The organism is Microcoleus sp. T3_A4 (genome assembly GCF_036700465.1).
Taxonomy (GTDB): Bacteria; Cyanobacteriota; Cyanobacteriia; order Cyanobacteriales; family Microcoleaceae; genus Microcoleus.
In genome coordinates, this window is sequence record NZ_JAUBOY010000090.1 from 1 (window position 1) to 11,538 (window position 11,538).

Annotated in this window: 9 protein-coding genes and 1 tRNA gene; 6 read left to right on the forward strand and 4 right to left on the reverse strand. The window is 44.9% G+C overall.

What is annotated here, in order from left to right; translation table 11 throughout:
* Positions 1 to 118 precede the first annotated feature (118 nt).
* The 3 genes from QUA07_RS28900 to QUA07_RS28910 form a co-directional block, all read right to left on the reverse strand.
* Positions 119 to 517 (reverse strand): PIN domain-containing protein, encoded by a 399-nt coding sequence (locus QUA07_RS28900; RefSeq protein WP_333332407.1) that lies wholly within the window; start codon positions 515 to 517, stop codon positions 119 to 121.
* A gap of 6 nt (positions 518 to 523) precedes the next feature.
* Positions 524 to 757 (reverse strand): hypothetical protein, encoded by a 234-nt coding sequence (locus QUA07_RS28905; RefSeq protein ID WP_242718023.1) that lies wholly within the window; start codon positions 755 to 757, stop codon positions 524 to 526.
* A gap of 121 nt (positions 758 to 878) precedes the next feature.
* A complete protein-coding gene (locus tag QUA07_RS28910; RefSeq protein WP_333332413.1) occupies positions 879 to 4,262 on the reverse strand; it encodes an Eco57I restriction-modification methylase domain-containing protein in 3,384 nt (1,127 codons plus the stop codon).
* 381 nt (positions 4,263 to 4,643) lie between these two features.
* On the opposite strand from QUA07_RS28910, the gene QUA07_RS28915 reads away from it, so the two are divergent.
* The 3 genes from QUA07_RS28915 to gcvT all read left to right on the forward strand — a co-directional run bounded on the left by QUA07_RS28915 (position 4,644) and on the right by gcvT (position 6,417).
* Positions 4,644 to 4,847 carry a hypothetical protein gene (locus QUA07_RS28915; RefSeq protein ID WP_333085722.1) on the forward strand — a complete coding sequence of 68 codons (204 nt, stop codon included), beginning with the start codon at positions 4,644 to 4,646 and terminating at the stop codon, positions 4,845 to 4,847.
* Between the two features lie 153 nt (positions 4,848 to 5,000).
* A tRNA-Ala gene (locus QUA07_RS28920) sits at positions 5,001 to 5,073 on the forward strand.
* A gap of 192 nt (positions 5,074 to 5,265) precedes the next feature.
* Complete coding sequence (gene gcvT / locus QUA07_RS28925; RefSeq protein ID WP_333332416.1) at positions 5,266 to 6,417, forward strand: glycine cleavage system aminomethyltransferase GcvT; 1,152 nt, start codon at positions 5,266 to 5,268, stop codon at positions 6,415 to 6,417.
* Between the two features lie 100 nt (positions 6,418 to 6,517).
* Here gcvT and QUA07_RS28930 read toward each other — a convergent pair whose 3' ends face one another.
* Positions 6,518 to 7,360, reverse strand: a complete 843-nt coding sequence (locus tag QUA07_RS28930) for an alpha/beta hydrolase (RefSeq protein ID WP_333332419.1) — start codon at positions 7,358 to 7,360, stop codon at positions 6,518 to 6,520.
* A gap of 59 nt (positions 7,361 to 7,419) precedes the next feature.
* On the opposite strand from QUA07_RS28930, the gene gcvH reads away from it, so the two are divergent.
* The 3 genes from gcvH (at position 7,420) to QUA07_RS28945 (ending at position 11,468) form a co-directional block, all read left to right on the forward strand.
* A complete protein-coding gene (gene gcvH / locus QUA07_RS28935) occupies positions 7,420 to 7,809 on the forward strand; it encodes a glycine cleavage system protein GcvH (protein ID WP_333332423.1) in 390 nt (129 codons plus the stop codon).
* A gap of 393 nt (positions 7,810 to 8,202) precedes the next feature.
* Positions 8,203 to 11,154, forward strand: coding sequence for an aminomethyl-transferring glycine dehydrogenase (gcvP, locus tag QUA07_RS28940; protein ID WP_333332426.1), 2,952 nt, complete (start codon positions 8,203 to 8,205; stop codon positions 11,152 to 11,154).
* Positions 11,155 to 11,318: 164 nt separating this feature from the next.
* Positions 11,319 to 11,468: a hypothetical protein gene (locus QUA07_RS28945; protein WP_333332429.1), complete on the forward strand. Its 150-nt coding sequence runs from the start codon at positions 11,319 to 11,321 to the stop codon at positions 11,466 to 11,468.
* Positions 11,469 to 11,538 lie beyond the last annotated feature (70 nt).

The following is an 11,538-nucleotide window of genomic DNA, read 5'->3' on the forward strand; positions in this document are numbered from 1 at the left end:
TTTTCGATCGCTCATCTTTTAGTGCATTCAATCTACAGTAATGCGCCTCTTTATTCTGTCTTAGTCTAAACTCCAGTCCTAAACCTTGGCTTTCCTCTTTTAACCGTTGTTTTATTAATCACCAGATAACAGAAATTACACCTGAAGCCGTAATATTTCCATCGCACGTCAACAGCGCAACAGTTTCACCTTGATTTTGCAAAATCATTGCCGTTGCTACAATTTGACGATCGTGCATTTCATGGATGCTCAATAAGCTGAGCGTTTGATTGATAATAGTTCGATCGAGTGGATAAACTGCGATTCTAGAATCGCTATTAATCGCATTGAACAACGCATTAACAGATGGAATTGATGTTTTTCCTCGTTCTACAATCCATGCAGCTTCAGCCAAGGGGATCGCAGGTAAAACAAGCTGACTGTCCAAATTGGATAGAATGGCTTGGACTTGAGTCCCAAATCTTTGATTTCCTTCGAGAAACCAGATCAGCGCGTGGGTATCAATGACATATTTCATCGGCAGCTATGACCAATCTAATTCATCGTCAGTATCCCCTTGAAATTCGGCAATCTCGAAATCAGCTTCGGTGGATTGATGAGAACCTGCAAACATTCCAAACTGGATAAATGTAGGCGTTCGAGGAATGGAGGGCGCAGCCAAAAAAGTAATCACCACGCGACTTTCATAAATATTTTCAGGAAATTCTAACAGTTCGATGACTCCATTTCTGTAAATTCCTTCAAATGCTTGGAGCATAATGATTCACCTCGCGTACAATATGGTCTATCGACTCGCTAGCTAACAATCCCAGTCTAACAAATCTTCCCCCAAAAATACAAATTTTTGATATAATAGTTTCAGCAAATATAACCTTATATCAAATCTGTCGGGCGATCGGCATTCGTGGAGGTGCTGTTTTCCACATCAAATCTATTTCTTCCGGTGTCAATCCGTAAGCTTGATTAACTAAGTCGGATAAACGGTGTTCGAGTCTCAACGCCTCAGCTTTGCGAGATTGAATGGCCGGTGCATATTCATTATAAGTTTCGCGGACTGCTTTTAGTCCAGCAACGCCGAGAGGATCGGAGGATTTAGTTTTCGGCATTCGCTTTCTGATTTCTGCTACAAACTCTGCAAAGGAAAGCGCAGAAAAATCTTCGAGTTTTTGTCCGACTTTATCAATTAAATAAGTGATTTCCAGCCATTGCAAGACATCTCGGTGAGTTTCTTGATTAGTTTTGGCGATTTCAATTAAACGGCTGACAATTGGTTCTACTTCGGCACGAATTGAGTCAGTTGGTGGTGCGATGGGTAAAGTTTCTACCTGTTCTCTAAACATTCGCAGTGTGTCATTGATTCCTTTTTGCAAAGTGTGGTGACAAATCCACCAAGTTATTGGCGAACACAACCACCCAAGCATATAAAAATTTCCTGTTGGCCATAGATAGCAAGTATTCACTGGGTATATCTCTTGAGAGACGAAGCAAAACCAAGAATAAGTAGCCAAATCTTGAGTGATAATTTTTGGTTCTTGAAAAACGTTATAGTAAGCACAGCTACGCAGTTCCCACCAGTAACGCCCTTGGTCGGAACGCTTAGACAGTTTTTCTTGCATCGGCTTCATATACTTATATACCGATGGAAATGTTTGTGCAAATACTTCCTCTGCTTTATCGTTTGCGGTACTCCACGGCCATACACTATCGCTGCTAGACTTCAGCAGAATAATCCAAAGATTTTCCCACTCTGGACTCCAGCGTTTAATGTTCTGACCTCGCAATAATGGCTTGATGATTTCAGCGGATTTAGGGTCTGCTTGCACTAGACTGTTTTTAGTCGCTTCATCAATTAAAAAAGCTTCATTCAATCCTGTTAAAATACCTCGATAAGGCTTAACCCCTGCAAAATCTTTAAGCGGAACACCCACTCGTTGAATTTTTTGCATCAAATCATCAACAGCAGGAGGTTCCAAACTCCAAGCATTCGCAGTAAAACGATCTCGCGAAATTTGATAACCGTGTTGTTGAACGTATTGTGTAAGGTTGATCTTAGCAAGATACTCGCGCGGAACCGGACAAACAATCACAGGCGAATTAGGTTCAGATTTACCTGGCTCAATCTCGCTTTCCGTTTCAGAGATACATAGAGAAGCGTTAGGCTTTCTGACTGCGACAATACAGGGAAAAGTATCAGCCTCCTCAAAAATTGGCGCGTGTCCGAAATCAATAATTTGCTCTAGTAAACCTTGACTGGCAAAAAACTTGCGTAGAGGTTCGCCGTATCCAGACCTCAGCCATTTATTTGTAACAATATACGAAAGCACTCCCCCCGGTTTGAGAATGTTTAATCCGAGTTCATAAAAGTAAGTATAAAGGTCTGCGACGCTGTTATAAGATTCATAATTTGCTTGCAAGTATGGTTTAATTGGAGATAGCAACTCCTGCCGCACGTAAGGCGGATTGCCAATCACAACATCAAAACCACCATCAGCAAAAATCTGGGGAAATTCAGCCTGCCAATCAAAGGCTCTCTCTGCTACATTATTGTCAGATACGATCGAGTTTCCCGCTTTAATATTATCATCCAAATAAGTCAGCATTTTACCCGGTTCCGCCGTCTTTAACCACAGCGAAAGCTTGGTGATTTCCGCCGATTCCGGCAGCAAATCTACGCCGTACAGGTTGTTACTTAAAATGCTTCGGTCAAATTCCAGCGACTTGCCGTTTTTTGGCTTATACCCCAAAGCATTCAATTCGCGATCGACTCTTTCGTACTGCTGCATTAAATAATCAAAAGCCGCAATCAAAAAAGCACCCGAACCGCACGCCGGATCGATGACTCGCGTTTTTTGCAGCACTTCCTCTCGATACGCTTTCCAAAACTTAATTGCAGTTTTCTTGGGTGGCTTAACCGACACTTCAGCAACTTCGCCCATTAGGAAGAAATCGCGTAACTCTTGCTCTCGCCGATGCAGATAGCCGCCGAGAGAAACCTCGACAATATATTGAGTAATAAAAGCAGGCGTGTAAAACACACCTTGAGTTTTCCGCTTGCCTTTTTTCTGATTGTATTCCTGTCCGGTAGTTTCAGCATTTAATTCTTCCAAATCTGTAACAGACTGCTCGAAAATATGCCCCAAAATATCGACGGAAACTTCGGTGTCAAAATCAAATCGCGTCAGCTTATTAAGCCGACTGCATAAAGGATTTGGCACGGTCAATTGTGCGTCTAAAATCCGATCAAATTTAAAGAAACCGCCGTTGTATCCCGGTACAGGAGGGTCATCATTTCCCACATCAACCCAGCGAAATACAGATTGATAATTTTCCCAAATTAATCTAGGATTGTATTGGTCTTTGTTGTCGTGAGCGTTGCTGAGGGTTTTTGGCGGCAGCAATCCTTTATCTTCACAAAAAGCAATGAATAAAACGCGGTCTAAAGTTTTTTGAGCTTTTTCAATGAGTACGCGATCGCGGTTGGGGATATCCTGCGACCCAGAAAAGCGAAAATGCTTGACGAGAGCGAGTCGAATTGCTTTGTATTCTTGATATAATTTATTGGTAATTTCCTCTTGAGCTTCGTCAGAGTCTTTTAACAGTCTGTCAATAACAGAAACTGTTTGGTCTTGGTTTTTAGGCAAAAAATTGCGGCGGCACAGCAGAAAGTAAAACCGCTTAAAAGCTGCAATATCCGCCAAGTCAGTCAGAAAAAATTGTTCGTAATAAGCGGGAGTTTTATTGGTATGATAAAGTCGCAACTCTCGATAATTCGAGACAATAATCCAGCGACAATCGGGTGTATAATTAGCGTAGCGCCAACCTTGGTCAACTGCTGATTCCGATCGCCCGGATGCGGGACGATCTAAATCATTTTTCGCTCCCTTGAGTTCGATCGGAGCAATCACTTTACCTTGCAGGGACACGGCTTTGCCTTTAGGATTGTCAGCAGCAGTAAAAAAGCCGATCGCCCCGTCAGCAGAACCGCCGCCATCAGATATCGTTTGTTCCGCGTTAATTTCCCAAGCTTTCCCCGCACCTTGAATTACCGAGCAATATCCCAAAACATCCTGAAAAATATCATTAATAAAACTACCGTGCAGCGCAACTTCTTTAACTTCGTCTAACGTACCAGTTTTAAGTGTTGCAATCCACGTTCCCAATTTTTGGTGGCGCACTTCCATATCTTGCGGAAAGCTAAAAGCACGCAAAGCAGTGTTGAATGTTTTGCTGTGAAAAAGGGCGCGACTAGAGCGATTTGTCATCTTTTCAAGCAGGTTAATAAAGTTAATTTTACAGCATCCAAGTGCAACAGCGGCTCAGACCTTCTGCTATCAAATCAGTTATACTCAAAGGTCGAGCCTCTTCAAGGGCTTCGCTAACACACCCTACCCCCTCAAAAATGCGTGTAAAGCGCAGCTATCGGACTCTTAATCGATCGCTCAAGAGTCAAAAACGCACCTCTAAGGCTGAGCTAGCTCTCATTAACTTTGCATATTGTAATTATCAAGAAAAGCTATAACTTTTTCTCAGCGGCTTTCCGCTGCTCCCTTCGGGTTTTACAGCAATAGTTAAATACGTCTGAGCTTATCTGCACTTAACCAAAAGTTTTGTTACAATAGGTGAGCTGTTACAAATCGTAACTTATGCTGGTTCCTATTTTAATAATTGACGTTGCCCTCGTTGCCTGGTCTTTGCACTTAATGCAAGAGGCGATCGCGCAACGGGAATTTTCACTAATGCTAGCCGGCACCCTAGTTGCGGTCTCAGCCGCCGCTCTGCTAGTCGTCTACTTTCTCATGGGCTCTTGTTTGAGCCATTTAACCGAAATATCCCAACACACTTACTAGATGATAGTAGGGGATTGACCATTGTCCAGAAGCGAGGAGAGTTTTGTGGAAAAAAAGCCGAAAGCCTTGCCAGCCGAAGGCTCAAAACTAATTTCCCCAAAAAGCTTGACAAATATTGGTCAGTTAAGGCATGATTGAGAGCGCGAAAAGAAAGGGGAATTAGCTCAGTTGGTAGAGCACTACAATGGCATTGTAGGGGTCAGCGGTTCGAGCCCGCTATTCTCCATAAATTAAAATTAGGGATACATCACTGCTGTGTCCTAATTTGTACCGAAACATTACCACCGCGTGCTTAAATTCGATCGCGACTTGTACCTAAACAGCATTGCCGTGGCCTTAAATTCGATCGCGCTACACACCGCGAAAACCATTTTTCCCGTAAAATCAAAACAGTCTACCCGCAACCAAAGCGCTACCTGTGGCAAAGTCAACTGAACCCAGCAATCCAGAGAGTCCGAGCCAACTTGCCCGCACGCCTCTGTACGACCTATCATTAGAACTCAAAGCCCGAATGGTGCCGTTTTCCGGGTGGGAGATGGCAGTACAGTACGCAGGCATCAGCAGCGAACACCAAGCAGTACGCCAGCAAGCAGGAATGTTCGACATTTCCCACATGGGAAAATTTGGTTTGAGAGGGAAACAAGTAAGAGAAAAATTTCAACCCTTAGTACCCTCAGACTTGAGCCGCTTGCAACCCGGTCAAGCTCAATATACAGTCTTGCTAAATGCCAAAGGCTGCATCTTAGACGACATTATTTTCTACTGGCAAGAACCCGACGCTATCACTAGCGAAGAACGTGCAGTAATTATTGTCAACGCCGCCACTCGCATCGCCGACAAAGCATGGATCACCACGCACTTAGAATTGAGCGAACTCAGTTTTACAAACCTCTCCGAAGATAAAGTTTTAATAGCAATTCAAGGCCCGGAAGCTGTTAACTATCTCCAGCCTTTTGTGGAAGACAGCCTCGCACCCATTAAGGCATTCGGTCACTTAGAAACAAATCTGTTGGGACAGCCGAGTTTTATCGCCAGAACTGGTTACACCGGCGAAGATGGGTTTGAAATCATGGTGGATGCCGCAGTAGGAAAAGAACTGTGGCAAAAATTGTTAGCTGCTGGCGTTGTTCCTTGCGGATTGGGCGCGAGAGATACCTTGCGTTTAGAAGCAGCAATGGCTCTTTACGGTCAAGATATCCACGACAATATCACACCTTTAGAGGCTGGATTGGGTTGGGTTGTTCACCTCGACACCAAAGGCGATTTTATTGGTCGCGAGGTTTTGGAACAGCAGAAAGCGAGTGGAGTATCGAAGCGGTTGGTAGGGCTAGAAATGCAGGGGCGGCACATTGCGCGCCACGGCTATCCGGTAATATTTGAAGGCGAAACAGTAGGAGAAGTTACTAGCGGTACATTATCACCTACTTTGAATCGCGCAGTTGCCCTCGCATTTGTTCCCGCAAAATTAGCTAAAATCGGGCAGCAATTAGAAATCGAAATTCGCGGGAAAAACTATCTGGCTAGTGTGGTGAAAAAACCCTTTTATCGCTCGCCAAACCGCCCCAGTTAAATTAAGTAGGTAAGCATTGATTCAGGGGCGGGCTAGAAGCCCACCCCACAAGAAATTGTAGGTGTATGTGTTCTTGTGGAACGGGCTTCTAGCCCGTTGCTCATTTTGGTCGAGAAGATTCATCTACAAGCTTAGCAAAATTTCGCAAAGTTGCAGCATAGCGATCGCCCGCCACATCCATCAAATCATTATGACCGGCCCCATCAACCCAAAAATGCACTTTCGGCTCGTTGGCGGTGGCAAACAACTGCTCTCCATGCCAAAAATGCACAACCTCATCAGCCTTACCATGAATCACCAAAACAGGCGATCGAACTTTGCCAATTTTATCAATATTCACAAACTTGTCAAAGGGTAAAATCGGAATCCGCGTCAACACCCGAAAAGCCGAAACAAAGGAACTTTCAACCACCAAACCGCCGACTTTTTGCCGGGAAGCCAAATCAATTGCCGGGCCACCGCCCACAGAACGCCCATAAAGAATAATTTGCTTGGCAGGTATTCCCAACTGTTGGGTTAAATAATTGTAAGCAGCATCAATATCACGATAAGTATTATACTCAGAAGGCTTTCCCTGACTCGTGCCGTAACCTTGATAATCATAGGCAAACACAGCAAACCCGGTATCTCGAATCTCTCGGAGTACCCACAAAATGCCGTCCAAGTCTTCCGCATTCCCGTGACTGTAAAGTATGGTATATTTAGCTTGCGGGTTAGGAAAATGAACAGCAGAAATTTTCACGCCATTAGCTGAGCTAACTTGGATAACTTCCCTGCTATCACTCTGACTAGATGGGGGAGGTTGAAAAATTAGCCGTTCTGAAAAAAAGAAACCGTAAAAACATAGAAATGCGTAAATAAAAATTATAGATCGCATCAGTCGTTTGACAGAAAATTCCCCGAAAAGCAAGCGTTTAATATTTTTTTTGTTCCACTTAGTCATTACTAAAGGCTCATAGTTGAATAAGATTTAACTAATACTTTTTTATTGTGAGAAAAGACATGGCACTAACATACCCCGATGACCTGAAATACCTAGACACCCACGAATACATTCGACTCGAAGGCGAAATAGCCACGATCGGCATTAGTGCCTTTGCAGTTGACCAACTCGGCGATATCGTGTTTCTAGATTTGCCAGAAGTGGGTGCAGGGCTAGAAAAGGGCGAAGCTTTCGGTACAGTCGAGTCAGTGAAAGCGGTTGAAGACTTGAAAGCACCAGTTACCGGTATAGTCGTAGAACGCAATGATGACATTATAGAGGCTCCCGAAAATTTGGCGGAAGACCCCTATGGCGCTGGGTGGCTGCTGAAAGTGCGCGTTGACAACACCAACGAAGCAGACGATGCTTTCTCGGCCCCGGAGTATCGCAAAATGGTCGAAGGGGAATAGGGCATAGGGAATAGGGCATAGGGCATGGGGCATAGGGCATAGGGCTCGTTGATAATTCCACAATCTGCCAGGGGTTGAAACCCCTGGCTCATAGCACAAGTCGTCTAAAGACGACTGAAATACCAAGCTGTTGCGGGGGGAGTTGCGATAAGTGCAGCTTAATCTACAGTCGTCTTCAGACGACTTTAGCTATGAGACAGGGGTTTCAACCCCTGTCGGACTTTGATACACACAAAAAATCTTGCTTAGTCGTCTTCAGACGACTTTAGCTATGAGACAGGGGTTTCAACCCCTGTCGGACTGTCGCACTTTGATAGACACAGAAAATCTTCCTTGTTTTCTTAGCAAAATGTTACAAACAAAGAAGCAAAAGTCTATTCAGGAGAATCCGCCTTGGTACTCTACAGCCCTCAACTTGAACCCAACCAGCAGCAAAACCTTTCCTCCATCAATGGTTTTGCGGGCCGGCACATTGGCCCGACACCCAACGAAATCCAGCAAATGCTCAATGTTTTGGGCATTTCCAGCCTTGATGAGTTGATTGACAAAACGGTTCCAGCGGCGATTCGCATTTCTCAACCCTTACAACTTCCCGCCGCGCAAAGCGAGTACAGCGCTTTGGCAGAATTGAAAGAAATTGCTGCAAAAAATCAGGTATTTCGATCGTACATCGGCACTGGATATCACGACTGCATAACTCCCCCCGTCATTCAGCGGAATATCCTAGAAAATCCCGGCTGGTATACAGCTTACACTCCCTACCAAGCCGAAATTGCTCAAGGGCGATTGGAAGCTTTACTGAACTTCCAAACCATGATAATTGACCTCACGGGTTTGGAAATTGCCAACGCTTCTTTGCTAGATGAAGGGACAGCGGCGGCGGAAGCGATGGCGGTGAGTTACGGCGCCAGCAAAAAGGGGGCAAAAGCATTTTTTGTTTCCCAAGATTGCCACCCTCAAACTATTGAAGTGGTGCAAACTCGCGCTAAGCCCTTGGGAATTGAGGTAATTGTCGGCGACCATCAAAGCTTTGAGTTCGATCGTACAATTTTCGGCGCTCTCCTGCAATACCCCGCCACAGACGGCGCAATTTACGACTATACCGATTTTATTCGATCGGCACACGAAGTCGGCGCATTAGTCACAGTTGCTGCCGACATTTTGAGCCTTTGCTTGCTGACACCCCCCGGCGAATTCGGCGCGGATATAGCCGTAGGAAGCACTCAGCGCTTCGGAGTGCCGATGGGATTCGGAGGGCCCCACGCAGCCTATTTCGCCACGCGAGAAGAGTTTAAACGGCAAGTTCCGGGGAGAATTGTCGGCGTTTCTAAAGATGCTAATGGCAAATCTGCTTTACGTTTGGCTTTGCAAACTCGCGAACAGCACATCCGCCGCGAAAAAGCTACTAGCAATATTTGTACTGCTCAAGTTTTGCTGGCAGTAATGGCGAGTATGTATGCTGTTTATCACGGCCCGTCTGGACTGAAAGACATTGCTGAGAAAGTATGGAGTTTAACAGCACTTTTGGCATCCGGTTTAAGAAGTTTCGGATACACCATTGGTTCTCAACATTTCTTCGATACTGTGCGGGTAGAATTGGGAGATAAACCGCTGTCAGAAATTCTAGAAGCTGCTAAAGTTCGCAAAATTAATCTCCGAGTTTTCGATAATTCGACAGTAGGAATCACTTTAGATGAAACTGTCAGCGTTGAAGATGTGCAAGAGTTATGGAAAATTTTTGCACAGGATAAAGATTATATCAGGCCCGACGGGCAGAAGGCTCTCAACATTCCGCTGGATGCAGACGCATTGAGTGGTTATTTGACTTTACCAGATTTTTGCGATCGCACCAGCAGCTATCTCGCCCATCCAGTTTTCAACAGCTATCATTCAGAAACTGAACTTTTGCGGTATTTGCACCGTTTAGAAGCCAAGGATTTATCGCTAAATACATCGATGATTCCCTTGGGTTCTTGCACAATGAAATTGAATGCCACAGCAGAGATGATGCCCGTGACTTGGGCGGAATTTGGCAAGATACATCCCTTTGCCCCCCACGATCAAACTCGCGGGTATCAAATGATGTTCGTGCAACTAGAACAGTGGCTGGCAGAAATTACAGGTTTTGCGGGAATTTCTTTGCAGCCAAACGCTGGTTCCCAAGGCGAATATGCGGGTTTGTTAGTTATTCGCGAATACCACGAACACCGAGGCGAATCTCACCGAAATATCTGTTTGATTCCCCAGTCAGCCCACGGTACAAATCCGGCTAGCGCGGTGATGGCGGGGATGAAAGTAGTTGCTGTCGAGTGCGATTATCAGGGCAATATTGATGTTGCCGATTTGCGGAAAAAAGCCGAGAAGCACAAAAATGACTTGGCGGCTTTGATGGTGACATATCCATCTACGCACGGCGTTTTTGAGGAAGAGATTAAAGATATTTGCGAGATTGTCCACAACTGCGGTGGACAAGTTTATATGGACGGCGCGAATATGAATGCTCAAGTTGGTTTGTGCCGCCCCGGTGATTTTGGTGCTGATGTTTGCCACTTGAATTTGCACAAAACTTTCTGTATTCCTCACGGCGGCGGCGGGCCGGGAATGGGGCCGATTGGGGTAATGTCTCATTTAGTAGAATTTTTGCCCAGTCATTCTATTCTTAACAGTCAACAGTCAACAGTCAACAGTCAACAAATATCAGTTGGTGCTGTTTCCGCCGCGCCTTGGGGAAGTGCTAGCATTTTGCCTATTTCTTGGATGTACATTCGGATGATGGGAGGAGTGGGTTTAACTGAAGCGACAAAAGTAGCAATTCTTAATGCTAATTACATGGCGCATCGGTTAGCATCTTACTATCCGGTTTTGTACAAAGGGAAAGCTGGTTTGGTGGCGCACGAGTGTATTCTGGATTTGCGATCGCTCAAAAAGTCTGCGGCTATTGAAGTTGAAGATATTGCTAAACGGTTGATGGATTACGGCTATCACGCGCCGACGGTTTCTTGGCCGGTTGCTGGTACGGTAATGGTGGAACCGACGGAAAGCGAATCGAAGCAGGAATTAGATCGTTTTTGCGATGCAATGATTGCAATTAGAGCTGAAATTGCGGAGATTGAAAACGGTAATGTTGACGCGCAAAATAACGTATTAAAAAATGCGCCGCACACCGCAGAATCTCTGATGGTTGATGAGTGGAATCGTCCTTATACTCGCGCGCAAGCGGCTTATCCGGCACCTTGGACTCGCGAACATAAGTTTTGGCCGGCGGTGGGTCGGATAGATAATGCGTTTGGCGATCGTAATTTTGTCTGTTCTTGTTTACCTATGGAGGCTTACAGTCAAGGTTAAATAAGTCTCTCCGGGGCAATGGGCACCTTACACATATACTCTTGTGGGGTGCTTCTAGCCCGCCAAACAAATAAAATTTAAATGTATAACAGCTTATCAAGCTAGATAAACGCGCCGAAAAAAATGTAATACAAGAATCCCCACATCCCCAGGTAAAATAAAAAATGAATAGACGATTTTTGTGGTTGGCTCCCGAAAATAAACCGCGTTGGATTATCTTATTATTGTTAGGTTTTTTGGCTGCTTTGGGGGTAGTGGCAACAACAGCTTACATCAAAATGGCGATCGCGCAAACTATCGGCCCGGCTTTATAGTTATTTCAAATAAAAATGAGACACTAAGTTGCACAATAAGCGCGAATAATCTCATCAAGAGATGTGGCAG

Coding starts and splice junctions, on each gene's coding strand:
- gcvH (WP_333332423.1), top strand. CDS start 7,420: ATGGCACTAACATACCCCGATGACCTGAAATACCTAGACACCCACGAA.
- QUA07_RS28905 (WP_242718023.1), bottom strand. CDS start 757: ATGCTCCAAGCATTTGAAGGAATTTACAGAAATGGAGTCATCGAACTG.
- QUA07_RS28910 (WP_333332413.1), bottom strand. CDS start 4,262: ATGACAAATCGCTCTAGTCGCGCCCTTTTTCACAGCAAAACATTCAAC.
- QUA07_RS28900 (WP_333332407.1), bottom strand. CDS start 517: ATGAAATATGTCATTGATACCCACGCGCTGATCTGGTTTCTCGAAGGA.
- QUA07_RS28915 (WP_333085722.1), top strand. CDS start 4,644: ATGCTGGTTCCTATTTTAATAATTGACGTTGCCCTCGTTGCCTGGTCT.
- QUA07_RS28945 (WP_333332429.1), top strand. CDS start 11,319: ATGAATAGACGATTTTTGTGGTTGGCTCCCGAAAATAAACCGCGTTGG.
- QUA07_RS28930 (WP_333332419.1), bottom strand. CDS start 7,360: ATGACTAAGTGGAACAAAAAAAATATTAAACGCTTGCTTTTCGGGGAA.